At 69.5% G+C, this 24,995-nt stretch carries 18 protein-coding genes; 12 read left to right on the top strand and 6 right to left on the bottom strand.

Going from position 1 to position 24,995, the window contains the following annotated elements:
* Positions 1–211: 211 nt before the first annotated feature.
* The 4 genes from ABZ909_RS09245 (at position 212) to ABZ909_RS09260 (ending at position 5,654) form a co-directional block, all read left to right on the top strand.
* Positions 212–1,615: an NAD(P)H-quinone dehydrogenase gene (locus tag ABZ909_RS09245; protein ID WP_356997246.1), complete on the top strand. Its 1,404-nt coding sequence runs from the start codon at positions 212–214 to the stop codon at positions 1,613–1,615.
* 198 nt (positions 1,616–1,813) lie between these two features.
* The gene (locus tag ABZ909_RS09250; protein WP_356997247.1) at positions 1,814–3,007 is read left to right on the top strand and encodes a hypothetical protein; all 1,194 of its coding nucleotides are present in this window, start codon (positions 1,814–1,816) and stop codon (positions 3,005–3,007) included.
* A gap of 121 nt (positions 3,008–3,128) precedes the next feature.
* A complete protein-coding gene (locus tag ABZ909_RS09255) occupies positions 3,129–4,319 on the top strand; it encodes a hypothetical protein (protein WP_356997248.1) in 1,191 nt (396 codons plus the stop codon).
* A 153-nt stretch (positions 4,320–4,472) separates the two neighbouring features.
* Complete coding sequence (locus ABZ909_RS09260; RefSeq protein ID WP_356997250.1) at positions 4,473–5,654, top strand: PLP-dependent aminotransferase family protein; 1,182 nt, start codon at positions 4,473–4,475, stop codon at positions 5,652–5,654.
* Between the two features lie 78 nt (positions 5,655–5,732).
* Here ABZ909_RS09260 and glpK read toward each other — a convergent pair whose 3' ends face one another.
* Positions 5,733–7,229, bottom strand: a complete 1,497-nt coding sequence (glpK, locus tag ABZ909_RS09265; RefSeq protein WP_356997252.1) for a glycerol kinase GlpK — start codon at positions 7,227–7,229, stop codon at positions 5,733–5,735.
* Positions 7,230–7,311: 82 nt separating this feature from the next.
* On the opposite strand from glpK, the gene glpD reads away from it, so the two are divergent.
* A complete protein-coding gene (gene glpD / locus ABZ909_RS09270) occupies positions 7,312–9,048 on the top strand; it encodes a glycerol-3-phosphate dehydrogenase (protein WP_356997253.1) in 1,737 nt (578 codons plus the stop codon).
* Here the strand turns inward: glpD and ABZ909_RS09275 are convergent.
* The 3 genes from ABZ909_RS09275 to ABZ909_RS09285 all read right to left on the bottom strand — a co-directional run bounded on the left by ABZ909_RS09275 (position 9,030) and on the right by ABZ909_RS09285 (position 14,934).
* Positions 9,030–9,173, bottom strand: a complete 144-nt coding sequence (locus ABZ909_RS09275; RefSeq protein WP_356997254.1) for a hypothetical protein — start codon at positions 9,171–9,173, stop codon at positions 9,030–9,032. The two genes, glpD and ABZ909_RS09275, sit on opposite strands and share 19 nt — an antisense overlap.
* A gap of 139 nt (positions 9,174–9,312) precedes the next feature.
* Positions 9,313–10,080 (bottom strand): DNA-formamidopyrimidine glycosylase family protein, encoded by a 768-nt coding sequence (locus tag ABZ909_RS09280; protein ID WP_356997256.1) that lies wholly within the window; start codon positions 10,078–10,080, stop codon positions 9,313–9,315.
* A gap of 6 nt (positions 10,081–10,086) precedes the next feature.
* The gene (locus ABZ909_RS09285; RefSeq protein WP_356997257.1) at positions 10,087–14,934 is read right to left on the bottom strand and encodes an ATP-dependent helicase; all 4,848 of its coding nucleotides are present in this window, start codon (positions 14,932–14,934) and stop codon (positions 10,087–10,089) included.
* A gap of 141 nt (positions 14,935–15,075) precedes the next feature.
* On the opposite strand from ABZ909_RS09285, the gene ABZ909_RS09290 reads away from it, so the two are divergent.
* The gene (locus ABZ909_RS09290) at positions 15,076–15,621 is read left to right on the top strand and encodes a histidine phosphatase family protein (RefSeq protein ID WP_356997258.1); all 546 of its coding nucleotides are present in this window, start codon (positions 15,076–15,078) and stop codon (positions 15,619–15,621) included.
* A 4-nt stretch (positions 15,622–15,625) separates the two neighbouring features.
* Here ABZ909_RS09290 and ABZ909_RS09295 read toward each other — a convergent pair whose 3' ends face one another.
* Positions 15,626–16,234, bottom strand: coding sequence for a TetR/AcrR family transcriptional regulator (locus tag ABZ909_RS09295; RefSeq protein WP_356997260.1), 609 nt, complete (start codon positions 16,232–16,234; stop codon positions 15,626–15,628).
* Positions 16,235–16,303: 69 nt separating this feature from the next.
* On the opposite strand from ABZ909_RS09295, the gene ABZ909_RS09300 reads away from it, so the two are divergent.
* Positions 16,304–17,263 carry a patatin-like phospholipase family protein gene (locus ABZ909_RS09300; RefSeq protein WP_356997262.1) on the top strand — a complete coding sequence of 320 codons (960 nt, stop codon included), beginning with the start codon at positions 16,304–16,306 and terminating at the stop codon, positions 17,261–17,263.
* A complete protein-coding gene (locus ABZ909_RS09305; RefSeq protein ID WP_356997264.1) occupies positions 17,260–18,105 on the top strand; it encodes an SDR family oxidoreductase in 846 nt (281 codons plus the stop codon). Before ABZ909_RS09300 ends, ABZ909_RS09305 begins: the two co-directional genes overlap by 4 nt.
* A 7-nt stretch (positions 18,106–18,112) precedes the next feature.
* Here the strand turns inward: ABZ909_RS09305 and ABZ909_RS09310 are convergent, their stop codons facing one another.
* The gene (locus ABZ909_RS09310) at positions 18,113–19,618 is read right to left on the bottom strand and encodes an aldehyde dehydrogenase family protein (protein ID WP_356997266.1); all 1,506 of its coding nucleotides are present in this window, start codon (positions 19,616–19,618) and stop codon (positions 18,113–18,115) included.
* Positions 19,619–19,700: 82 nt separating this feature from the next.
* Here ABZ909_RS09310 and ABZ909_RS09315 point away from each other — a divergent pair, with 82 nt between their 5' ends.
* From ABZ909_RS09315 to ABZ909_RS09330, 4 genes are all read left to right on the top strand, one after another.
* Entirely contained in the window at positions 19,701–20,153 is a 453-nt protein-coding gene (locus ABZ909_RS09315) for an Lrp/AsnC family transcriptional regulator (RefSeq protein ID WP_040855781.1), read from the top strand.
* 102 nt (positions 20,154–20,255) lie between these two features.
* Complete coding sequence (gene lat / locus ABZ909_RS09320) at positions 20,256–21,596, top strand: L-lysine 6-transaminase (RefSeq protein WP_356997268.1); 1,341 nt, start codon at positions 20,256–20,258, stop codon at positions 21,594–21,596.
* A 324-nt stretch (positions 21,597–21,920) separates the two neighbouring features.
* Positions 21,921–22,949, top strand: coding sequence for a YncE family protein (locus ABZ909_RS09325; RefSeq protein WP_356997270.1), 1,029 nt, complete (start codon positions 21,921–21,923; stop codon positions 22,947–22,949).
* Positions 22,950–23,195: 246 nt separating this feature from the next.
* Positions 23,196–24,833, top strand: coding sequence for an acyl-CoA carboxylase subunit beta (locus ABZ909_RS09330; RefSeq protein ID WP_356997272.1), 1,638 nt, complete (start codon positions 23,196–23,198; stop codon positions 24,831–24,833).
* The last annotated feature ends 162 nt before the right edge of the window (positions 24,834–24,995 follow it).

Genomic DNA, 24,995 nt, shown 5'->3' on the forward strand with positions numbered 1-24,995 from the left:
GGAGGACCCGTCCGCCCCGCTCGACGCCGGTTCTGCCTGGGGTGACGGCGAGTTCGCGCGCCCGCCCGTCATGACACGCCGCCTCCCCGAATGGAATGCGCCACAGTGCGAAAATTGTCCGGAGACGCGGTTAAAGCTGTAGGTAGCTGCGGGGATAACGTTAGAGACCGGCACCGGAGATCCCGGGCGCCGACCTGAAAGCGGAGGAACAATGACCCGCATTGCGATCATCGGTGGCGGCCCCGCCGGATATGAAGCGGCGCTGGTGGCGGCACAGCACGGGGCGCCGGTCACGCTGATCGACAGTGACGGCATCGGTGGCGCGTGCGTGCTGTGGGATTGCGTGCCGTCCAAGACCTTCATCGCCTCCACCGGCGTGCGTACTGATCTGCGCCGCGCCCGTGACCTGGGCATCACCGTGCATCCCTCGCAGGCGCAGGTGCGCCTGGCGGAGGTGAACTCCCGCGTGAAGGCGCTCGCGCAGGCCCAGTCCTCCGATATCCGCGTCAAGCTGCAGACCGCCGGCGTGACCGTGCTGTCCGGTTACGGCGAACTCATCGACCAGGCCCCGGGTCTGGCTACGCACCTGGTCAAGGCCACCCTCGCCGACGGCCAGGAGCGGGTTATCGAGGCCGAGGTGGTGCTCATCGCCACCGGTGCCAGCCCGCGCGTGCTGCCCGGCGCGGAACCGGACGGCGAGCGAATCCTGAACTGGCGTCAGCTCTACGACCTCAAGGAGCTGCCCGAGACCCTGGTGGTCGTCGGTTCCGGTGTGACCGGCGCCGAATTCGTCTCCGCCTATACCGAGATGGGCGTGCAGGTGAAACTCGTCTCGAGTCGTGACCGTGTGCTGCCCGGCGAGGATGCCGACGCCGCCCTGGTGCTGGAGGATGCGCTGGCCGAGCGCGGCGTGGAGCTGGTCAAGCACGCCCGCGCCGACGCGGTGGAGCGCACCGCCGAGGGCGTCGTGGTGAAGCTGTCCGACGGCCGCAATATCAGCGGCACCCACGCGCTCATGACCGTCGGTTCCATTCCGAACACCAACGGGCTGGGCCTGGAACGGCTCGGGATCGAGCTGGACAAGGGCGGATACCTGCGGGTGGACCGGGTTTCGCGGACCACCGCGCCCGGCGTCTACGCGGCCGGCGACTGCACCGGCCTGCTGCCGCTGGCCTCGGTGGCCGCCATGCAGGGCCGCATCGCCATGTACCACGCGCTGGGTGAGGGCGTGCAGCCGATTCGCCTGAAGACCGTTGCCTCCGCGGTGTTCACGCGCCCGGAGATCGCGACCGTCGGCGTCTCGCAGACCGCCATCGACAATGGCGAGGTCCCGGCCCGCACGGTCATGCTGCCCCTGAACACCAACCCGCGCGCCAAGATGTCGGGCCTGCGACGGGGTTTCGTGAAGATCTTCTGCCGCCCCGCCACCGGCGTGGTGATCGGTGGTGTCGTCGTGGCCCCTATCGCCTCCGAGCTGATCCTGCCGATCGCGCTGGCCGTGCAGAACAACCTCACGGTGAACGATCTGGCGCAGACGTTTTCGGTGTATCCGTCGCTCACCGGATCGGTCACCGAGGCCGCGCGTCAGCTCATGCGGCACGACGATCTCGACTAGCCGCAACACGTTTCGGGCCCATTTGTTACCGGCCCGTCTTGCTGCCTTGTCTCCCTTGTGATTAAGTTCGCGGCGGAAGCGATCGGCAGGGCGATCGCGAGCGTTACGTAACGGGGGGTTCTCAATTCCCCTCCGATGCGAGGCTCTTCGATGCCCGGAGCGATCGTGCCGCCGAGGGACGAAGGAATTGAGCGAAACGTGAAGCACCGCAAGCCGAGTCGGATCAAGGCGAGCACCTCCCTGACGCTGGCCGGTGCGGCCGCGGTGGTGTCGCTGCTGTCCGCGCCCGCCAATGCCGCCCCCGCCGACCCGGGCGCGGTCCCGGCGGATCAGCAGCAGCCCGACGGCACCCAGCCGCCCACCGAGTCGCCGGCCCCGGACGCGAAGGCACAGGTCGTGCCCGCGCCCAAGCCGGAGAACGTGCAGCCGGGCACCACCAAGCCGCAGCAGAGCCAGCCGGGCGTCACCACCCCGACCACGCCGAACACCCCGGCGCCGGACAACGGTGCGGCCAAGCCGGATTCGGGCCAGCCGCAGGGCGCCACCCAGCCGGACGGCACCACCCCGAAGCCGGACGCCAACGCGCCCAAGAGCGATCCGAACGTGCAGCCTGCCGGCACCGACCCGCAGCCCGCGCAGCCCAAGTCGGTGCGGCCCTCGCAGCCGGGTGTGACCGTGCCGCGCGTGGCGCCGCTGCCGGTGCCGGGTCAGTCGACCCAGGCCCAGCCTGCGGTGACCACCCCGCAGCCGAACCAGCCCGCTCAGCCGGGCCAGCAGACCCAGCCGGGTCAGCAGGGCGCCCAGCCGGTGAAGCCGAACGACCAGAACGCGCAGCCGGCCGTCACCACCCCGAACCAGGACCCGGCCGTGGACACCATGACCGGCCAGCCGACCGTCACCCCGCAGCAGCAGCCGCACTGGCAGTCGCCCGCGGTGGACACCGCCCCGGCCGCGCCGGTGGTCGAGATGACCGGCCCGCACACCGAGCTCGGCGTCAACCTCGACGGCGGCGCGGTGCTGCCGGGCTGGGCTGCCAACACCCACCACTTCAGCAACCTGGACGGTTACGTCGGCACCATCGGGTACACCACGCCGGGCGGCATCGGTGAGGCCGGCATGTCGCTGGACTTCACCACGGTCAACCAGATCAAGGTGACCGCGTTCGCCGGCAATGGTCCCGACAACGACCAGAAGATGGAGTTCGTGCTGGACACGGCCGCGGCAAATGCGGCAAAGGCCGATGCCGAGAACTTCATCCGCCTGCTTCCGGGCGGCGCTACCGTCCTGGAGGCCGCGGCCCAGATTGGTAGGCTCCCCGAGGGTGACCGGCCGTCGCAATCGGTCGACGTCGCCGGGGTGACCGCGCAGGTGGGCGGTTCGGTTCAGTACTGAGCGGTTCGGTTCAGTACTGACAGATCCGTCGGGGACCGGATACGGTGCCGGCAGGAGCAGTGTTGTCGCGTGGGGCGGTCGGGAGCGACCGCCCCACGCGTCTGTGGCGAAAGGACGGGTGATGGCTTCGGGCAAGGACGAATCCGCCGACCGCCAGGTATCCGAGCGCGGGCAGCCGGAATCGGCCGGGCAGCCGGATTCCGGGTTCGGGCCCTCGCTCAACGACTTCGGGCCGTCTCTCAACGATTTCGGCCCCTCGCTGAACGACTTCGGTCCCGCGCCCACCGCCGAGGCCCCGAGCTGGAGTCCCGCACCCGCTCCGCAGAGTCCCGATCTGGCCTGGCGGCCCGCGGGCGCGCCGCCGCAGTTTCGCGCGCCCGACACCTGGCAGCCGGTCACCGGTCAGTACCCGCCCGTCACCGGCATGTCCACGGGCCAGTATCCGGCCGTGGACGGCGCCGGGCAGCCCGCGGGTACTGCCGACATCGAACAGACCGTGAGAATCCCGCCTGGCGGGTCGCAATCGGCCGCCGCGGACGCGGCGGCGACGCCCCGCGGCGCTGATCCGGCGGCCGCCGAACGAAATTCGGCGGGCGGCGACGAGACCGCCGAGCCGGACGGGCCCGTGGATTCCTGGTGGCGCTCCGCGCCCAGCGGCTTCCCGCCCGCGCCGCCGTCGGAATCCGCTGCGGCCCAAGGGGAATCGCTGTCCTGGGCAGACGATCCGATCGCCAAGGCGCTGGCGCCGAAAACCCCTGTGCCGGAGCGTAAGCCGGAGTCCGAGGGCCCGCCCTGGCGCCGGATCGGCCTGATCGCGGGCGCGGCGGTGCTGGTGCTGGCGGTGGCCGGCGCCGCGGTCTTCGCGGTCACCCGCGGCAAGGACGACACGGCGGCGGGCGGTGCCACCACCACCGGAGCGGCCGCGCCCACCGCGACCGACGCCGCGCTGAGCTGCCCGGCCAAGCAGGACGGCAAGCTGACCATCGGCAACGGCGCGGGCGGCACCGGCAGCAGCGTCGACGCGATCCTCGGCTTCGAGCACGCCTTCTACGTGGACCGCAACGGCGCCAAGGCGCGCACGTTCGTGGTGCCCGAGGCGACGACGGTCCAGCCGGCCGATGTCATCCAGCACAAGGGCATCGATCCGCTCAAACCGGGCACCACCTACTGCCTGAAGATCGTCGAGGTCGCCCCGGAGTCCTATGACGTGGACATCACCGAGCATCACGCGGACGGCACCACCGATGTCTACTCGGAGCACATCATGACCACGGTGCGTGACGGCAAACACCTGATCATGTCGATCGAGTAGCCGGACCTGGGCGTCTTGCGGAAGCCGGGGCCGGTCCACCAGCGCCGAAGTGGACCTATCGTCCCATGATTTGGGAATGGGATTTCATATCCTGGTAGCCGTGTGACATGGTGGAATTTCGCATACCCCGGCATTGCCTTCGGAGGTGTTTTCATGTCCGCGACCTTCCCACCCCTCGCGCGGCGTCTCGACGGCCTGCAGAGCTCGGCGATTCGTGACCTGCTCAAGCTCACCTCGCGCGCGGACATCATCAGCTTGGCCGGAGGTTTGCCGGACGCCGAACTCATGCCCCGCGACCGCATCGCGGTAGCCGCCGACGCGGCACTGTCCGACCGCTCCCGGCTCCAGTACACCGAGTCCCCGGGCTGGGGCCCGCTGCGCGAGGTGCTGGCCGCCCGCGAGTCCGGCCGGCTGGGCCGCGCGGTCCCGGTCGAGGAGATCTTTGTGACCCACGGCTCGCAGCAGGCACTGTCGCTGCTGTCGGAGGTGTTGCTGGATCCGGGCGCGCTGGTCGTGGTGGAGGATCCCGCGTATGTCGGTGCGCTGCAGGTCTTCCGGGCCGCCGGGGCGCGTATCGTGGCCGTGCCCCTGGACTCCGAGGGCATGCGCGTGGACGCCCTGCGTGAGCTGCTGGCGGCGGGGGAGCGCCCGGCCGTGGTCCACACGGTCAGCAACTTCCACAATCCGGGCGGGGTCACGCTGAGCCCCGAACGCCGCTGCGAGCTGGCGGATCTGGCCGAGCAGTACGGCTTCTGGATCATCGAGGACGACCCGTACGGCGAGCTCTGGTTCGACCGGCCCTCGCCCGCGCCGGTGGCAACCTACTCGCCCAACGTGATCCGCCTCTCCAGCGCCTCCAAGATCCTGGCCCCCACCCTGCGCGCGGGCTGGATGATCGCCCCCGCCCCGGTCTGCCGCGCCGTCGAGCTGCTCAAGCAGGGTGCGGACCTGTGCGGTTCGGCGCTGACCCAGCAGATCACCGCGGACCTGCTCGCCGATACCGAATGGCTTGCCGCCCACGTGGATTCGGTCCGCGAGATCTACGGCACCCGAGCCAAGGCCCTCGTCGACGCCGTGCGCGGCCGCTTCGGCGACCGCGTCTCCAGCACCGACGCCGCGGGCGGCATGTTCGTGTGGGTCGACTTCACCGACGGCACCGATACCACCGCCCTGCTGTCCCGGGCACTCGATGCGGGCGTCGCCTACGTGCCCGGCAATGCCTTCGCCGTCTCCACCGATTACACCCACTCGATGCGGCTGTGCTTCACCACCTCCGATGAGGCGACGCTCGCGGAAGCCGTCGACCGGCTGGCCAAGGCGCATGCGTCCGCGTAGCTCCGAATGCCTGTGCGTAGGTCCGAACGGTGAAAAGCCCGGCGCGACAACCACGCCGGGCTTTTCCGCGCCCGGGTCTCACACCCAGTTGTAGGTGCGTTCCACCGCCTTGTTCCACTCGCCCATGAGGTGGTCACGGTCGGCGGCCGGCATGGCCGGGGTCCAGCGCTTGTCCTCTGCCCAGTTGGCGCGGATGTCGTCGGTGGAGGACCAGTAGTTCACCGCGAGACCGGCCGCATAGGCGGCGCCCAGGGCGGTGGTCTCGGTGACGACCGGCCGGACCACGGTGGCGTCGAGGATGTCGGACTGGAACTGCATGAGCAGTTCGTTGACCACCATGCCGCCGTCGACCTTGAGGGTGACCTTCTCGACATCCAGGCGCTGCGCGCCGGCGTCGGCGCGCATGGCGTCGATGACCTCACGGGTCTGGAAAGCGGTGGCCTCCAGCACGGCTCGGGCCAGGTGACCCTTGGTGACGAAGCGCGTCAGGCCCGCCACCACGCCGCGCGCATCGGGCCGCCAGCGCGGGGCGAACAGACCGGAGAAGGCGGGAACCACGTACGCGCCGCCATTGTCGGCGACCGTGCGGGCCAGCGGTTCGATCTCCTCGGCGGCGGAGATGATGCCCAGATTGTCGCGCAGCCACTGCACCAGCGAGCCGGTGACCGCGATGGAGCCCTCCAGGGCGTAGACCGCGGGCTGATCGCCGAGCCGATAGCAGACGGTGGTGAGCAGCCCGTGCTCGCTGAAGACCGGGGTGGTGCCGGTGTTCATGAGCATGAAATTGCCGGTGCCGTAGGTGTTCTTGGTGTCGCCGGGGGACAGGCAGGCCTGGCCGAAGGTGGCGGCCTGCTGGTCGCCGAGAATGCCGGCCACCGGGACGCCGGCCAGGGCGCCGGTGGTGATGGGCGCGTAAACCTCGGAGCTGCTGCGGATTTCGGGCAGCACGGCCATGGGCACGCCGAACTCGGCGCAGATCTGTGGATCCCATTGCAGCGTGCGCAGATCCATCAGCATGGTGCGCGAGGCATTGGTGACATCGGTGATGTGCAGGCCGGTCAGGTTCCACAGGATCCAGCTGTCCATGGTGCCGAAGCACAGTTCCCCGGACTCGGCGCGCGGCCGCGCGCCCGGCACGGTGTCGAGGATCCAGCGCAGTTTCGGCCCGGCGAAATAGGTGGACAGCGGCAGGCCGGTGCGGTCGGCGTAGCGGTTCGGGCCCTGATCACCGGCGAGTTCCGCGGTGAGGTCGGCGGTGCGGGTGTCCTGCCAGACGATGGCGTTGTGGATGGGCTTGCCGGTGGCACGTTCCCAGACCACGGTGGTCTCACGCTGATTGGTGACACCGACGGCCGCCACCTCCGCGGGGCCGATGCCGCAGCTCTGCAATGCCTCGGCGATCACCGATTCGGTGTTGCGCCAGATGGATTCGGGATCGTGTTCGACCCATCCGGGTCGCGGGAAGATCTGTTCGTGTTCCCGCTGAGCGACTCCGGCGATTCGGCCATGATGATCGAAGACGATGCACCGACTCGACGTCGTGCCCTGATCGATGGCGGCCACATAGCGACGCATTGATCGAGGCTAACCGACCGGTCCTACTACTGTGGGCTACGGTAGCGCTGGGTAGCCGAAAATTAGCCCGGAGGAGTCTCGCATGACGAATCAACCGCGATCGCAGTTCCTCGGCCCCGAGCAGCGCGAGGCTGCCTGGGGGCGGCTCGGCAAGGACACCTTCGACCTCATCGTCATCGGCGGCGGCGTGGTCGGCGCTGGGATCGCGCTGGACGCCGCCACCCGGGGCCTGGAGGTTGCGCTGGTCGAGGCCCGTGACCTGGCCTCCGGTACCTCCAGCCGCTCCTCAAAGATGTTCCACGGCGGTCTGCGCTACCTGGAGATGATGGAATTCGGGCTGGTCCGTGAGGCTCTCAAGGAGCGCGAGCTGGCGTTGTCGACACTGGCGCCGCACCTGGTGAAGCCGCTGAAATTCCTCTACCCGCTCACGCACCTCGGCTGGGAGCGTCCCTACGTGACCGCGGGCCTGGTGCTCTACGACACCATGGGCGGCGCGAAATCCGTTCCCGGACAGCATCATCTGACCCGCTCGGCCGCGCTGCGGCAGGCCCCCGGCCTGAAGCGCGACGCCCTCACCGGCGGGGTGAACTACTACGACACCGTCGTCGACGACGCCCGCCACACCATGACCGTGGCCCGCACCGCCGCCCACTACGGCGCGGTCATCCGCACCTCCACGCAGGTGGTCGGCTTCCTGAAGGAGGCAGACCGGGTGGTCGGCATCAAGGTGCGCGATACCGAGGACGGCCGCACCACCGAGGTGCGCGGCAATGTCGTCATCAATGCCACCGGTGTGTGGACCGACGAACTCCAGGCGCTCGCCCAGCAACGCGGCCGATTCCATGTGCGCGCGTCCAAGGGCGTGCACATCGTGGTGCCGCGCGACCGCATCGCCAGCGATACCTCGCTCATCCTGCGCACCGAGAAGTCCGTGCTCTTCGTCATCGCCTGGAACACCGACCACTGGATCATCGGCACCACCGACACCGACTGGAACCTCGACCTCGCGCACCCGGCCGCCACCAAATCGGATATCGACTACCTGCTCGAACGCGTCAACAAGGTGCTGGTCACCCCGCTCACCCAGGCCGATATCACCGGCGTCTACGCGGGCCTGCGGCCGCTGCTGGCGGGGGAGAGCGACCAGACCTCCAAGCTCTCCCGGGAACACGCGGTGGCCCGCATCGCCCCCGGCCTGGTCGCCATCGCCGGCGGCAAGTACACCACCTACCGGGTCATGGCCTACGACGCGGTCGACGAAGCGGCACAGTATATTCCGCAGCGGGTGCCGCCCACCATCACCGAGAAGGTGCCGCTGCTGGGCGCGGACGGCTACCACGCGCTGATGAACCAGACCCCGCACCTGGCCGAGAAGTACGGCGTGCACCCGTACCGGATCCAGCACCTGCTCAACCGCTACGGCTCCCTCATCGACGAGGTGCTCGGCCTCGCCGACGGCAAACCCGATCTGCTGCAACCGATCACGGACTCACCCGGTTACCTGCGGGTGGAGGCCGTCTACGCGGCCGCCGCCGAGGCCGCCCTGCACCTGGACGACATCATGGCCCGCCGCACCCGCATCTCCATCGAATACGCCCACCGCGGTGTCGATTCCGCCGACGAGGTGGCGCGGCTGGTGGCCCCGGTGCTGGGCTGGTCGGAGGCCGATATCGAGCGGGAGGTGGTGGTCTACACCGCCCGGGTCCGGGCCGAGATCGAATCCCAGACCCAGCCCGACGACGCCTCCGCCGACGCGCTGCGCCTGGAGGCCCCGGATGCACGCCGGAAAGTGCTGGACACTCAGCGCACCAACCTGTAGTTGAACTCCGTGGTGCCCGGTGCCCATGAGCCGGACACACAGCGGCACGGTGCCGTGCGCGCGGTGCTGATATCGCCGAGGTCGATGATGGCGCGCCAGCCGAACTCGCGCAGCAGGCCGGTCACGGTCTCCTCGACTCACCAGGATCGCGACCTTCATGTCCGCAACCCTAGGCCCGGAAACCAGGCCCGGGAACGCATTTCGACATCGACGAATTGTGCCTGTCGCGTGAGATATCGGGCCACGGCCTGCCGCCGACCGTGGTCAGCGGTGGGTTGGCTGGCAGCGCGGGCAGAAGTAGACGCCGCGTTCGGCGCGGGTGGCGTTCGCGTCGTCGCTGAGCAGGTGGACGACCAGGGCCGTGCCGCAGCGGGGGCAGGGGCGGCGCTGGCGGCCGTATGCCTGTGCGCGCCAAGGTGGTTCGTGGGCCGCTTTGACCAGGACACGGTGGGCCTCGTCGACCAACGCGGGCAGGTCGTCGATCTCGCCGACCGGGGTGGCGGGATGGACGCGGCGGAGGAAACAGACTTCGCTGCGATAGATATTGCCGATTCCAGCGAGGTTGGTCTGATCGAGCAGGGCCAGGCCGATGGGACGGCCGGGGTCGCCGGACAGGCGGCGGACCGCCTCCGCGGGATCCCAGTCCGGGCCGAGCAGATCGGGGCCGAGATGGTCGATCGCGGTGTGTTCGTCGGGACGGCGGAGGACTTCGACCAGGCCGAGGGAGAAGCCGACGGCTTCGGCGTCCGCGGTGGCCAGGACCAGGCGCGCGGTGAATCCCGGTCTGGTCCACCGCTGTCCGGGCGCATAAACCCGCCACTCGCCTTCCATCCTGAGATGGGTGTGGATGCTCAGGTCCGGGGTGCGGACGAAGAGATGCTTGCCGTAGGTCCCGACACTCTCGATCTCCCGGCCCGTCAGGTCGAGGGTCGCGTATCTGGGCACCCGGAAGTCGCTGCGGGTCAGCACCTTGCCCGCCAAGGCCTTTCGAAGCCGGTTGGCGGTGAGAAAGACCGCGTCGCCCTCAGGCATGCGTGCTCACGGGCGGCTCCGTAGTCGGAAGCCCTTCGGGGTCGTCGCGAAACCGGCCTCGGCGAGGAAGCCGGCGAAGGTGTTGCCGTGCACCGATTCCCCGTTCACCCGGTCGATGACCAGCGAGTCCACCCGGCGGTCGTGGACCAGGGCGGCCAGGGCGGTGGCCGCCGCGGTGCGCACCGCCGGGTCCTCGGTGAAGGTGAGCAGGGTCTTACCCCCGCGCTCCAGATACAGCGCGAGTTCGCCGTCGACCAGGACCACCAGCGCACCCGCCTTGCGGCCGGGGCGGTGTCCCGCGCCCTCGGCCGCCGCCTTGGGCCAGGGCAGCGCCGCACCGTACGGATTCGCCGGATCGCAGGCCGCCAAGGCGACCGCGATGCCGACCGGCTCGGCCGAGAAGCCGTCGCCCGCCGCGCGAGTGCGATCGGTGTCGAAGGAACGCAGGCGGTCCACCACGTCGGTGGTCGAGAACTGTGCGCCGCCCAGCGAATCCACGAAGTATCCGCGGCGGCAGCGGCCGCGATCCTCGAACTCGGTGAGTACCCGGTACATGAGCGCGAACCCGCCCGGCACGCCTTCGCTCTGCACCGAGCCGCGGGTCAGCACGCCGTACCGCTCCAGCAGCACGTCGGCGGTGGCGTGGGCGCGAATCGTGGTGTCGGCCACTCGTTCCGGCAGCAGCGACCAGCGGCCCGACACCTGTGGCGAGGCGGTGCGGGCGGGCATTCCGGTGCGCGGCAGGTACATTCGCCCGCGCGGTGCCCGGCGCGGCGTCCGGTGCGCGGTGGTGGTGCGGGTGGTGCCGGTCAGCAGGGCGCGCACGGGCGCGAAGGTGTCGCCGCCGATGTGCCCGGCCCACACCAGATCCCACAGTGCGGCCGTCACGGTGGCCTCGTCGTCGGAACCGGCACTGTCCACCAACTGCCGGAAGAAGTACGCGCCCCCGGTGCTGCCCGCGACCACCTGGTATTCGCCCTTCGGCAGTGTGGTGCCGACCGGCTCCTCGCCCTCCGCCCCCGCGACCCGCGCGGCCGCATCGACGGTGCCGCCGATCACGGTGGCCCCCAGGGTCGTCAGCAGCCCGATGTGCCGCTCGGTGAGATCGATGTCATCGGGCGGCGGTAGCGTCAGTCCCGCCTGCTCGGCCGGGTGCAGGGCGATCCAGCCGTCCTTGGCGGTGATCGAGCCGTGCCCGGACCAGATCACCTCGCCGGTGGCCATGAGCTCGTCCAGCATGGCGGGGGAGTAGTCGCGCACCCGCTGCGGCAGAATCAGCGATTCCCACGCCGAGGCCGGAATCGGCACGCCCGCAAGCTGTTCCACTACCGCAGCGACACCGTCCACGCCGCGTAGCTCCCCGGAACCGACATGCTGCCAGGACGGCAGGAAGCGGCCCAGCGCGGCGGTCGCCACCGGTTCCACCTCCTTGCGGGCGGCGGCCAGCGAGCGCCGGCGCAGGCGGCGCAGCACCTCGCTGTCACACCACTCCGCGCCCGCCGCGCCGGGCGTGAATTCGCCCTCCACCACCCGCTTCTCGAGCCCGAGGCGGTGCAGCGCGGTGGCCGCCACGGCCGGACCCAGCCCGAAACGATGCGCCGCCTGCGTCAGGGTGAACGGTCCGTGCGTGCGCGCGTAGCGGCCGATCAGATCTCCCAGCGGATCGGCGACCGGCTCGATGAAGGCCGCCGGGACCCCGATGGGCAGCGGCACGCCGAGGGCGTCCCGCAGCCGCGAGGCGTCCTCGATGGCCACCCACCACTGCGACCCCGCGAAGGAAACCTCCAGCGCCCGGCGCGATTTCACCAGCTCTGCGAACCACTCCCGGGGCTCGGCCACGCACCGTTCGGCCGCCTCCGCGGCCGTCAGCGGGCCCAGCAGCCGCAGCAGATCGGCCAGCCCTTCCAGATCCCGCGCCTGCCGCTCGGGCGTGAGCCGCTGCAATTCCCGCTCGGTCTGCTCCAGCACCCCGGCATCCAGCAGCTCCCGCAGCTCGACCCGGCCCAGCAGCTCCGCCAGCAGGCTGGAATCCAGCGACAGCGCCGCCGCCCGCCGCTCGGCCAGCGGGCTGTCGCCCTCGTACATGAACTGCCCGATGTAGTCGAACAGCAGGGAATTCGCGAACGGCGACGGCGCGGCCGTCTCCACCTCGACCAGCCGGATCTGCCGCCGTGCCACCCGGCCCAGCAGGTCCCGCAGCGAGGGCAGGTCGTAGACGTCCTGGAGGCACTCCCGCACGGTCTCCAGCAGGATCGGGAACTCGGGGAACTTGCGCGCCACGTCCAGCAGCTGCGCCGCCCGCTGCCGCTGCTGCCACAGCGGCGCGCGTTTGCCCGGATCCCGCCGCGGCAGCAGCAGCGCCCGCGCGGCGCACTCTCGGAACCGCGACGCGAAAAGCGCGGAGCCGCCGACCTGTTCGGTCACCAGATCGTCGATCTCGTCGGTCTCGAACACGAACAGCTCGGCCCCCGGCGGATCATCGGTGGTGTCCGGCAGACGCACCACGATCCCGTCGTCCGACGGGGTGGGCGCGGCATCCACCCCGAACCGCTCCCGCAGCCGGGCCGCGACCGCCAGCGCCCACGGCGCGTGCACAGGCAGCCCGTACGGCGAATGCAACACCACCCGCCAGTCGCCCAGCTCGTCCCGGAACCGCTCCACCACCAGTGTCTTGTCGGTCGGCAGCTGGCCGGTCGCCTCCCGCTGCTCGGCGAGTAGCGCCACCAGATTCCCGGTCGCGTTCTCGTCCAGGCCCGCCGCCCGGGAGACCCGCTCGAGTTCGGATTCCGGCGTGGACTTGCGCCCGGCGGCTTTCGAGGCACGTGCTTTCGAAGCAGCGGCTTTCGGGGAGTCCGCCGCGGTGGCTTCGGGATCGTGACCCGCGGCGAATTCGGCCAGGGCCTGTGCCAATTCGGCGGGAGCCCGCCCCTTGGATTTCCCGGTCGCCTGCCGTCCGGCCGCCGGGGGCTCGGCCGTGGCTCGGCCGGACGCGTGGTGCTGTTCGACGGCCTGCCCGGCGAGGCGCACGAATTCGCCCAGCGCCGCACCCAATTCGGCCGGGCGGCCCAGTGAATCGCCGTGCCAGAAGGGAAGCCGGCCGGGGAGCCCGAAGGCGGGTGTCACCAGCACTCGATCGAAGGTGATCTCCTCGATCCGCCAGCTCGTCGCACCCAGGGCGAAGACATCGCCCACCCGCGACTCGTAGACCATCTCCTCGTCGAGTTCGCCGACGCGGGAAGCCTTTTCACCGACCATGAAGACCGGGAACAGGCCGCGGTCCGGGATCGCCCCGCCCGAGGTCACCGCCAGCCGTTGCGCGCCGGGGCGGCCGGTGAGGGTGCCCGCGTCGCGGTCCCAGACGATGCGCGGCCGTAGTTCGGCGAACTCGTCGGAGGGGTAGCGTCCGGCCAACAGGTCCAGGACCGACTCGTAGGCCGAACGGGGCAGTGCCGCATAGCTTCCCGTGCCGCGGACGGTATCGAACCAGGCGTCGGCGTCGATCGGCTCCAGGGCGCAGGCCGCCACGGTCTGCTGGGCGAGGATGTCGAGCGGGTGGGCGGGGACCTGGAGTTGTTCGATCTGCCCGGCCGTCATGCGCAGGGACGCCACCGCGCAGTGGATGACATCGGTGCGGTGCTTGGGGAAGATCACACCCCGCGAGATCTCACCCACCTGGTGTCCGGCCCGGCCCACCCGTTGCAACCCGGAGGCCACCGACGGCGGCGCCTCTACCTGCACCACCAACTCGACCGCACCCATGTCGATGCCGAGTTCGAGGCTGCTGGTGGCGACCACACAGCGCAGCCGCCCACTCTTGAGGTCGTCTTCGATGAGCGCCCGCTGTTCCTTGCTCACCGACCCGTGATGGGCGCGCGCCAAAAGCGCCGACGCGCCGTGGATGACCTCCGTCGAGGCGCCCAGCTGCGCGGGCGGCGCGTGCTCGGTGTCCACCGCCTCGCCGATGCGCGCCGCGTACGCCTCGTTCAGGCGCGCCGTGAGCCGCTCCGACAGCCGCCGCGAATTCGCGAACACGATCGACGACCGGTGCTCGAGCACCAGGTCCACGATGGCCTCGTCCACGTGCGGCCAGATCGAGCCTGGCTGATCCGAATCCTCCGCGCCCGCATCGGGTTCGGTCATGTCGGGCACCGGCACTCGCACCGACAGGTCGAAGGTCTTGGGCGCGGGCGGCGCGACAACGGTGATGGGCGCGCTCCCGACCAGGAACCGCGCCACCTCCTCCGGCGGCCGCACCGTCGCCGACAGCCCGATCCGCTGGGCGGGCGATTCGGTGAGCAGGTCCAGTCGTGCCAGTGAAAGCGTCAGGTGCGCACCGCGTTTCGAGCCCGCGATGGCGTGCACCTCGTCCACGATCACCGTGTGCACCCCGCTCAGCGTTTCCCGCGCCGCCGAGGTCAGCATGAGGAACAGCGATTCCGGCGTGGTGATCAGAATGTCCGGCGGCGTGCGCTGCATGGTGCGCCGATCCGCGGCGCTGGTGTCACCGGAGCGCACCCCCACGCGAATCTCCGGTGCTGCCACACCCAAACGCTTGGCCGTCTGCGTGATCCCGACCAGCGGCGCCCGCAGATTCCGCTCCACATCCACGGCCAGCGCCTTGAGCGGAGAGATATAGAGCACCGACGTCTTGCGCGGCCCCACGCCTGGTTCCCGGGTGGCCAGCCGGTCGATGGCCCACAGGAACGCCGACAGCGTCTTGCCCGACCCGGTGGGCGCGATGACCAGCGTGTGCTGCCCCGCCGCGATCGATTCCCACGCCCCCAGTTGCGCGGCCGTCGGTGCGGCGAACGCACCGTCGAACCACTCTCTGGTAGCGGGTGAGAACCGATGCATTGCCCCAGTCTGCACCCGCGCACCGACAGACCCGGCCACCGTGTCCGATTCCGGTCGAGGTCGGGGCGCCCCTGGCCGCCGCGGGAGCGAGGGGCGAGCAATCGTGATACGCCCTCCGATGCCACGCGTAGGCTTCGGACCGTGCAGAAGGTGCTCCAACTCGACCTGGTCAGTCACGGTATGACCGAGGCGATGCGCAGAGCACGATTCCCGGTCGACGAACCTCTGACGGAAGCGGGCCGCCGCGCGGTGTCCGCCTGCGGCCGCCTGAACGCCACCCGGGTGATCACCGCCCCCGAGCGCCGCACCATCGAAACCGCCACCCTCATGGGACTCGCGGGCGACGAGGACGATCGGCTACGCGATCTCGACGCCGGGGCCTGGCGCGGCGGCGAACTCATGTCCGTGCCCAAGGAAGACCTCTATCTCTGGCTCACCGACCCGGGCTACCGCGGTCACGGCGGCGAGGCGGTGGTCGACGTCATCGAGCGCACCGGCGAATGGCTCGCCGATATCGCCCTCGACGGCGAACCCACCATCGCCGTCACACACCCCGCGGTTATTCGCGCCGCGCTGCTGGTCACCCTCGAAGCCCCGGCAAAGTCCTTCTGGCGCATCGATGTTCCGCCCGTCAGCGTCATCCGGCTGCACTATCGGGGCGAATGGACGCTCCACTTCCGCTCGTGACCGACTAGCTCTGCGGGATGCGCTGTGCGGCGGCCAGCATGGCCCGCACGGCGTCGGTGATCAGGCGGGCCGAGATCCCGGGGTCCACGGCGCGTTGAATGCCAAGGCCCAGGCCGAGACTCAGCAGCGTGGTCGCGGCGTCCTCGGCCGACATGGGCAGAGTCAGGTACATGGAGTCGGCCAGCGCCTGCAGCTGAACCGCGACCGCGCCGCGCATCATGCTCAGGCTGGAGACCAGCGCGGCCTGCAGATCCGGGTCGTCGCGGGCCACGATTGCGAACTCGAATTCCAGCAGGGTCCAGCCGACATCGCCGAGCGTGCGCTCGGCCCAGCCCTGGAAGCGTTCCATCCGCGCCTCCAGGTCGTCCTCGCCGGCGAGCAGGTCGCTCAGCTCGGTGAACTTGGTCTCGTGAATGAGCGCCAGCACCTCGAGGCAGAGCGCGGATTTGGTCCGGAAGTTCGAGTAGACCGCGCCCTTGGAGTACCCGGCCTCCTCGGCGACCCGTTCCAGGCTGGTCTTGGCATACCCGTCCGTCAGGAACATCTCGCGCGCGGTGGCGAGCAGGTCCGCGCGGGTGCGCGCCTGGCTCTCGGTCCTGGTCAGTCGTGCCATGGCCACGATTCTATGTACTCCAGGATTTGGGATACCGACGGTATGTGAAAACTGCTAGTCTGCGAAACCATGAGTAACAGGAACGGGTCACAGCGACGTGGCCTGGCCATCGGGTGCGGCGGCACGGTCGGCATGGCGTGGATCGTCGCCGCGCTGGTCGCGGTGCAGGAGGTGCTCGACTGGGACCCGCGCACCGCCGACGTCATGATCGGCACCTCAGCGGGCGCGGAGGCGCTGACCATGCTGGGCAGCGGCGTCGGGGTCGACGACCTGGTCGCCATGCAGCGCGGGACCTCGACGAACCCGATCCTGTCCGCCCATATGCGTTCGGAGCCAGGGCGATTCCCGCCGCTGCCGCGCCCGCGCCTGGGCGCGCCCGGCCGTGCGGTCCGGGAACTGCTGGCCCGTCCCGGAAACGGTCACGCTCTGCTCACCGCGGGCAGTGGGTTGCTGCCGCAGGGAAGCGGCGACCCCGCCTGGCTCCAGCGACTGGCCGAGCACCTGAACCCCGGCCGGGACTGGGTCCAGCACCCGGCGACCTGGCTGGTGGCCATGGACAGTGGCTCCGGCGAGCGGGTGGCCTTCGGCTCCCCGTCCGCACCGGCCGCGAATCTCAGTGCGGCCCTGCGTGCTTCGTGGGCGGTGCCCGGCTGGTTCCCGGCCGTCCCGATCGCGGGTCGCCGGTTCATCGACGGCGGCGCGGCCTCCACCGCGTCCGCCGACCTGCTCGTCCCGGCCGGCCTCGACGAGGTCGTGGTGATCGCCCCCATGGCCTCGACCGGCCGCCTGCCGGTCACGGGCCCCGGCCACCTCCTGGAGCGCCAGCTGCGAAACCGTATGAGCGAGAAGCTCGATGCCGAGATCGCCCTGCTGCGCGCCAGTGGGGTACGGGTGCTGCGCATCGACGCCACGGCCGGGGATCTCGCGGTCATGGGGCCCAACTTCATGGACGGCCGCCGCCGTCTCGACACCTTCGAACACAGCCTGGGCAGCACCCGCCGCCAGGTCGAGCAGGGAGAGTTCAGATGAGCATCTTCGGAAACGGCTATCCCGCCATCGAATTGACCGGCGCCCGGGTCCTGATCACCGGCGCGGGCCGTGGCATCGGCCAGTGCACCGCCGAGCTCTTCGCGAGCAAGGGCGCGCAGGTCGCCATCGCCGATGTGGACGCCGCCGCCGCGCAGGCGGCCGCGGCCGCCCTGGACGCCGCGGCGTTCGAGCTCGACGTGCGCGACCGGACCCGGTGGGACAAGGTCGTCGCCGACTTCGGTCCGGTCGACATCCTGGTCAACAATGCGGGCGTGATGCCTGCGGGCGCCTTCCTCGACGAACCGGACGCGGTGGGCCACACCACCATGGACGTCAATGTCTGGGGCCTCATCCACGGCATGCGCGCCGTCGTCCCCGGCATGATCGAGCGCGGCCGCGGCCACGTGGTGAACGTCGCCTCGCTGGCCGGCAAGATCCCGATTCCGGGCCTGGCCGTCTACAACGCCAGCAAGTTCGCGGCCGTGGGCCTGTCGGCCGCCACGCGTCTGGAGTTCGCGCCGCACGGCGTCAGCGTCAGCTGCGTCATGCCTTCCGCCGTGCGCACCCGCCTGTCCTCGGGCCTGGCGCTGGGCGGCGGCATGCCGACCGTCGACCCGGAGGACGTGGCCGAGGCCGTGCTCGGCACCGTGCGCACCCGTCGCGCCGAGGTCGCCGTCCCGAACTACCTGGGCCCCATCGACGTCGCGCTGGCCGCCGCGCCCGAGCCCGCGGTCCGCCTGGTGCGCAGGCTCTTCAACGGCGACCGGGCGCTACACCCGGCCGACGAGCGGGTGCGCGCCCGATACGAGGAACAGGTGCGCGCCATCGCCACCGACGAGTAGTCGATGGTCATTCGAACCGAATGCCTTGCGCCAGCGGCAATTCGGCAGAGTAGTTGACGGTGTTGGTGGCCCGGCGCATGTACGCCTTCCAGGAGTCCGACCCGGACTCCCGGCCACCGCCCGTCTGCTTCTCGCCGCCGAACGCGCCGCCGATCTCGGCCCCCGAGGTGCCGATATTGACATTGGCGATACCGCAGTCCGACCCGTCGGCGGCCAGGAACCGTTCCGCCTCGCGCTGGTCCCGGGTGAAGATCGACGACGAAAGTCCCTGCGGCACACCGTTGTGCAGCTCGATGGCGGTATCCAGGCGATGGTAGGTGAGCACGTACAGGATCGGCGCGAAGGTCTCCTCCCGGACCACCTCGGTCTGCGCGGGCATGCGCACCAGGGCCGGCCGGACGTAGCAGGCGTTCTCGCCCGGCCCCTCGATACGCTCACCACCGCAGATCAATTCACCGCCGTCGGCCAGCGCGCGCTCCAGCGCCGCCCGCATTGCGTCGTAGGACCGCTCGGTAATGAGCGGCCCGACGAGAACGCCCTCCTCGAGCGGGTTACCCACGCGCAGTTGGCGATACGCCGCCGAAATCCGATCCAGCAGCGGCCCGGCCACATCCACGTGCACGATCAGCCGCCGCAGCGTCGTGCACCGCTGGCCCGCGGTGCCCGCCGCCGCGAAAACGATTCCTCGCGTGGCCAGGTCGAGATCCGCCGAGGGTGTGACGATCGCCGCGTTGTTGCCGCCCAGCTCCAGCAGGCAGCGACCGAACCGCGCCGCCACCCGCGGCGCTACCTGCTGCCCCATCCGCACCGATCCCGTCGCACTCACCAGCGCCACCCGCGGATCGTCCACGAGCTGCTCGCCGATCGCCGCCGGGCCCTGGATCAGCTGGTGCACTTCGGGATCCGCGCCCACCTCCCGCGCCGCCCGGCGCAGCAGGGTGTGACAGGCCAGCGCGGTCAGCGGCGTCGCCTCCGACGGCTTCCACACCACGGTGTCCCCGCACACCAGCGCGACCGCGGTATTCCAGGCCCACACCGCGACCGGGAAGTTGAACGCCGAGATGACCCCCACCACCCCCAGCGGATGCCATGTCTCCATGAGCCGGTGCCCGGGCCGCTCCGACGGCATGGTCCGCCCGTACAGCTGCCGCGACAGCCCGATAGCGAACTCGCAGATGTCGATCATCTCCTGGACCTCGCCGCGCGCCTCCGCGCCGATCTTGCCCGCCTCCACGGTGACCAGTTCGCCCAGCTCGTCCCGGTGTGCGGTGAGCAGCGCCGCCAGCCGCCGCACCACCGCGGCCCGCTGCGGCGCCGGTACCGTGCGCCAGCTCCGGAAGGCGGTCTCGGCGCGGGCGATGGCGGCGTCGACCGCGGCGGAATCGCTCGCGCGCAGGGTGATCAGCTCGTCGCCGGTGATCGGGGTCCGGGCCGAGAGTTCACCCGGTTCGGGCGTTTCGACGCCGAGGCGTTGCAGCAACTTCTCCGTCTGCTCACGGAGCTCACGGGTCACCCCGTCTGACAGTGCGTGACTCATTACATGCTCCAGGTTGGGTTCCGGCACCGAGTTCGGTTCGCTGCGTTAGCCTTCGCTGATGGCGGATACACCGGCGAAACTTGTACTCGACGACATCGATCGACTGCTGATCCGTGAGCTGATTGCCGATGGTCGCGCCACTCTGTCCAATCTGGCAGAGAAGGCCAACCTTTCGGTGTCCGCGGTGCAGTCGCGGGTGCGGCGGCTCGAGGCGCGGGGCGTGATTCGCGGCTACACGGCGAATGTCGACCCCGAGGCGCTGGGCCAGATGTTGTCGGCTTTCGTCGCGATCACTCCTCTCGACCCGTCTCAACCTGATGACGCACCCGCACTGCTTCAGCACATTCCGGGTATCGAAGCGTGTCACTCGGTCGCCGGCGATGAGAGCTACATGCTGATGGTGCGGGTGGCCTCGCCCAGGCACTTGGAGCAGCTGCTGCAGGAGATCCGAGCGACGGCCAACGTCCGGACGAGAAGCACCATCATTTTGCAGACATTCTATGACAAGTAAGGGTCGTGGCGGCCGCAGACATTCAGGTTTCTGGCCGGTCACGAGCGTAATTATTCCGGAACTTACAGGCATTGCCGTAAAAGTTCATTTACGCTTGATGGTGTGACCCTCGAACTCGATCGGCTCGGGGCGGCCGCCGAAACCACCCTTGTCACCCCCGCCCGGGTGCATGAGATTCTCGCCGGGAGCATTCTCGCCGACGGCTTCGACCTGGTACTGGACCTGCGCAAGTCCCGCGGCCGCCGGCTCGTGGACGCCCGCGACGGCACCGCGTACCTGGACATGTTCGGCTTCTTCGCGTCCTCGACGCTGGGCATGAACCACCCGGCCCTGCTGGATGACAAGCCCTTTCTGGCCGGCCTCAGCGCGGCCGCGCTCAACAAGCCCAGCAACTCCGACGTCTACACCGTCGAAATGGCGCGCTTCGTGGACACTTTCGTGCGCGTGCTCGGTGATCCGCGGCTGCCGCACCTGTTCTTCATCGACGGCGGCGGCCTCGCCGTCGAGAACGCCCTCAAGACCGCCTTCGACTGGAAGTCCCGGCACAACGAAATGCACGGGCGCCCAGGCGAACTCGGCACCAAGGTGCTGCACCTGACCGGGGCGTTCCACGGCCGCACCGGTTACACGCTCTCGCTGACCAACACCGATCCGGTCAAGACCGCGCGTTTCCCCAAGTTCGACTGGCCCCGCATCGACACCCCGTATGTCGGACCCGATCATCCCGACATCGAGGCCGCCGAACGGCACGCGCTCGACCAGGCGCGTCGCGCCTTCGCTGAAAACCCGTACGACATAGCGTGTTTCATTGCCGAGCCGATTCAGGGGGAGGGCGGCGACCGGCATCTGCGCCCGGAGTTCCTGCGTGCGATGCAGCAGCTGTGCCACGAGCACGACGCGCTGTTCATTCTCGACGAGGTGCAGACCGGCGTCGGCATGACCGGCAGCATGTGGGCCTATCAGCAGCTCGGCCTCGAACCGGATGTCGTGGCCTTCGGCAAGAAGACCCAGGTCTGCGGCATCATGGCGGGCGGCCGGGTGGACGAGGTGCCCGACAATGTCTTCCACGTCAGCTCGCGTCTGAACTCCACCTGGGGCGGCAATCTGGTCGACATGGTCCGGGCCCGGCGGGTTTTCGAGGTGATGGAGCACGAGGATCTGGTGGGCCGTTCCCGGGAGCTGGGCCCGTACCTGCTCGCCCGGCTGACCGAATTGCCCACCGCCCATGCGGAAGTCACCGATCCACGCGGCCGGGGCCTGATGTGCGCCATCACCCTGGCGACTCCGGAACTGCGCAACGAGGTGGTGGACCGGCTGCGGGAGCAGGAGCACGTCCTGATCCTGGGTACCGGCGAGCGCGGTATTCGTTTCCGGCCGCCGCTGACGGTAACCGAGGCGGAGCTGGACGAGGCCGTGGACGCGCTCGATCGCGTATTGGGTTGAGCCGCAACCCGACCGGTTGGGTCCGAGTTGCCCGCGTTTGCTGAATAGTCGCTTTTGTCCGAACAGCGTGGCGCGGTGCGACACCCCGTGATTGCGCCGCGAACCCCCATGTCGCCGCCTACCATTCGACGATATGTCAGCTCACCGCAATGCCATCCTGGCACGGTGCACCCTGTGATCGCGCGCCGTGCACGTCTGGGTCTGATCATCTCCGTCGTAATGCTGTCTGGTTGCTCGAGCGGTTGGTCTGGCACCGCGCCGCGCCCTTCCGCACCCCCGGCCATCCCGCCCGGTACGGCGGCGGCGCCGGACCTGTTACCCGGCATGCCGCCGCCGCTCTCGCCCACCGACGTCTACGCGGCCACCCGCGAACTCAGTCCCGCCGTGGCCGACCAGCCCACCCGCGTCTACGTCCCCAACAGCGAATCCGACACCATCACCGTCATCGATCCGGACAGCTTCCAGGTCATCGACACCTTTCCGGCCGGTGGCCGCGAACCCCAGCACGTCGTTCCCGCCTACGACCTGCAGATGCTCTACGCCAACAACGATCTCCCGATCGGCAGCGGCAGCCTGCTGCCCATCGACCCCCGCACCGGCAAGGCGGGCGACCCGATCCCGGTCCGCGATCCGTACAACATGTACTTCACCCCGGACGGCAAGTACGCCCTCGTCGTCGCCGAGGCCGACCGCTCCCTGGACTTCTACGACCCGCACAGCTGGGCGAAGCTGCACGACATCGCGGTCCCCGACTGCGCGGGCGTCAACCACCTGGACTTCACCGCCGACGGCCGCACCGCCCTGGTCAGCTGCGAATTCAGCGGGCGCCTGGCCGTGGTCGACATCGCGGGCCTGCGCCTGCTGCGCATGATCGACCTGCCCGGCGGCCGCGCCGGCATGCCGCAGGACGTCAAGCTCGCACCCGACGGCCGCACCTTCTACGTGGCCGACATGATGGCCGACGGCATCTACGTCTTCGACGCCAAGACCTTCGACAACACCGGCTTCATCGAAACCGGCGCGGGCGCCCACGGTCTCTACGTCACCCGCGACTCCAAACAGATGCTCATCACCAACCGCAAGGAGGGCAGCATCTCGGTCCTGGACTTCGCGACCGGACAGCTGGCGAGCAAGTGGCGGATCCCCGGCGGCGGCAGTCCGGATATGGGAAATCTCTCCGCCGACGGCCGCGTCTTCTGGGTCTCCGGCCGCAACAACAGCGAGGTCTACGCCATCGACATCGTCGAGTGGAAACTGCTCGCGCGCATCCACGTCGGCCGCGGCGCACACGGTCTCACCATCTGGCCCCAGCCGGGCAGATACTCGACCGGTCACACCGGCGTCATGCGTTGAGCCCCTCGGCTTTCCGAGGCGCGCGCGGGCCGGAATCCTGTCGGCCCGCGGTGTGTGGACCCGGCCAAAACCGGGCCGGGATGACTGGGGGAATTTGCTATTGAACAGCGTTCGAGTCCCGCCGGTGCCGCGCCCCAATCGAGCTCTCTACCTGCGGCTTTCTACTGGCGAGTAGTCAATAACCGTACTCGCGAGTAGCCCTGTCTGGATTACGAGGGGGGTCTGGTACTGGTTACACTCCCCGTCATGACGAGTGTCCAGCAGCAGCCTTCGCCGGGGTCGGCGGGCGCCCCTGATATCCACACCACCGCCGGCAAGCTGGCTGACCTGCGCAATCGGCTGGAAGAGGCCAAGCACCCGATGGGTGAGGCCGCGGTCGACAAGGTTCACGCCAAGGGCAAGATGACCGCGCGCGAGCGCATCCTCGCCCTGCTGGACGAAGGCTCGTTCGTCGAACTCGATGCCCTGGCCCGCCACCGCAGCGTGAACTTCGGCCTGGAGAACCAGCGTCCGCTGGGCGACGGCGTGGTCACCGGCTACGGCACCATCGACGGCCGCGACGTCTGCATCTTCTCCCAGGACGTCACCGTCTTCGGTGGTTCCCTCGGTGAGGTCTACGGCGAGAAGATCGTCAAGGTCATGGACCTGGCGCTCAAGACCGGCCGCCCGCTGATCGGCATCAACGAGGGCGCCGGCGCGCGCATTCAGGAAGGCGTTGTCTCCCTGGGCCTCTACGGGGAGATCTTCCACCGCAACATCCAGGCCTCGGGTGTCATCCCGCAGATCTCGCTGATCATGGGCCCGGCCGCCGGCGGTCACGTCTACTCGCCCGCGCTGACCGACTTCGTGGTCATGGTCGACCAGACCTCGCAGATGTTCGTCACCGGTCCCGACGTCATCAAGACCGTCACCGGTGAAGAGGTCACCATGGAGGAGCTGGGCGGCGCCCACACCCACATGGTGAAGTCCGGTGTGGCGCACTACGTCGCCTCCGGCGAGCAGGACGCCCTGGACTACGTCCGCGATCTGCTGGGCTACCTGCCCAGTAACAACCGCGCCGAGGCCCCGCGCTTCCCGGCCACCGCCGCCGCGGGCGCCATCGAGGAGAACCTCACCGAGGCCGACCTCGAGCTGGACACCATCGTCCCGGACTCGCCGAACCAGCCCTACGACATGCACGAGGTCATCAAGCGCCTGGTGGACGACGAGGAGTTCCTCGAGGTCCAGGCCGAGCGCGCGATGAACGTGATCGTCGGCTTCGCCCGGATCGACGGCCGCAGTGTCGGTTTCGTCGCCAACCAGCCCTCCCAGTTCGCGGGCTGCCTCGACATCGACGCCTCGGAGAAGGCCGCGCGCTTCGTGCGCACCTGCGACGCCTTCAACGTCCCGATCATCACCCTGGTCGACGTGCCCGGCTTCCTGCCCGGCACCGGCCAGGAGTACAACGGCATCATCCGGCGCGGTGCCAAGCTGCTCTACGCCTACGGTGAGGCCACTGTGGGCAAGATCACAATCATCACCCGCAAGGCCTACGGCGGCGCATACGACGTCATGGGTTCCAAGCACATGGGCGCCGACGTGAACCTGGCGTGGCCGACCGCGCAGATCGCCGTCATGGGCGCCTCGGGCGCCGTCGGTTTCGTCTACCGCAAGCAGCTGCAGACCGCGGCCGCCGAGGGCAACGACGTCGACGCGCTGCGCCTGGAGCTGCAGAACGAGTACGAGGACACTCTGGTGAACCCGTATGTGGCGGCCGAGCGCGGCTACGTCGACGCGGTCATCCCGCCGTCGCACACCCGCGGCCAGATCGTGTCGGCGCTGCGGCTGCTGGAACGCAAGATGGTGTCCCTGCCGCCGAAGAAGCACGGCAACATTCCGCTCTGATAATGCGATATGCGCGGTGTGGGGCGCACACTGTCGAATAGGGCAAAGGGCTCGTACCGCGCACGATCGCCTCATCCGAGCGAAGATGTTCATGAATGGCCCTCGCCGTCGAGGGTTGTATCGAATATCGTTTGCGGCCCCGACAATCACGGGCCGCCGAAC

It is taken from the genome of Nocardia sp. NPDC046763 (genome assembly GCF_040645495.1).
In the GTDB taxonomy this organism is placed as follows: Bacteria; Actinomycetota; Actinomycetes; order Mycobacteriales; family Mycobacteriaceae; genus Nocardia.

Excerpts from the sequence above, each read along its gene's own strand:
- ABZ909_RS09245 (WP_356997246.1), top strand. The coding sequence starts at position 212 with ATGACCCGCATTGCGATCATCGGTGGCGGCCCCGCCGGATATGAAGCG.
- ABZ909_RS09255 (WP_356997248.1), top strand. The coding sequence starts at position 3,129 with ATGGCTTCGGGCAAGGACGAATCCGCCGACCGCCAGGTATCCGAGCGC.
- ABZ909_RS09260 (WP_356997250.1), top strand. The coding sequence starts at position 4,473 with ATGTCCGCGACCTTCCCACCCCTCGCGCGGCGTCTCGACGGCCTGCAG.
- glpK (WP_356997252.1), bottom strand. The coding sequence starts at position 7,229 with ATGCGTCGCTATGTGGCCGCCATCGATCAGGGCACGACGTCGAGTCGG.
- glpD (WP_356997253.1), top strand. The coding sequence starts at position 7,312 with ATGACGAATCAACCGCGATCGCAGTTCCTCGGCCCCGAGCAGCGCGAG.
- ABZ909_RS09280 (WP_356997256.1), bottom strand. The coding sequence starts at position 10,080 with ATGCCTGAGGGCGACGCGGTCTTTCTCACCGCCAACCGGCTTCGAAAG.
- ABZ909_RS09285 (WP_356997257.1), bottom strand. The coding sequence starts at position 14,934 with ATGCATCGGTTCTCACCCGCTACCAGAGAGTGGTTCGACGGTGCGTTC.
- ABZ909_RS09295 (WP_356997260.1), bottom strand. The coding sequence starts at position 16,234 with ATGGCACGACTGACCAGGACCGAGAGCCAGGCGCGCACCCGCGCGGAC.
- ABZ909_RS09300 (WP_356997262.1), top strand. The coding sequence starts at position 16,304 with ATGAGTAACAGGAACGGGTCACAGCGACGTGGCCTGGCCATCGGGTGC.
- ABZ909_RS09305 (WP_356997264.1), top strand. The coding sequence starts at position 17,260 with ATGAGCATCTTCGGAAACGGCTATCCCGCCATCGAATTGACCGGCGCC.
- ABZ909_RS09315 (WP_040855781.1), top strand. The coding sequence starts at position 19,701 with ATGGCGGATACACCGGCGAAACTTGTACTCGACGACATCGATCGACTG.
- ABZ909_RS09325 (WP_356997270.1), top strand. The coding sequence starts at position 21,921 with ATGCCGCCGCCGCTCTCGCCCACCGACGTCTACGCGGCCACCCGCGAA.
- ABZ909_RS09330 (WP_356997272.1), top strand. The coding sequence starts at position 23,196 with ATGACGAGTGTCCAGCAGCAGCCTTCGCCGGGGTCGGCGGGCGCCCCT.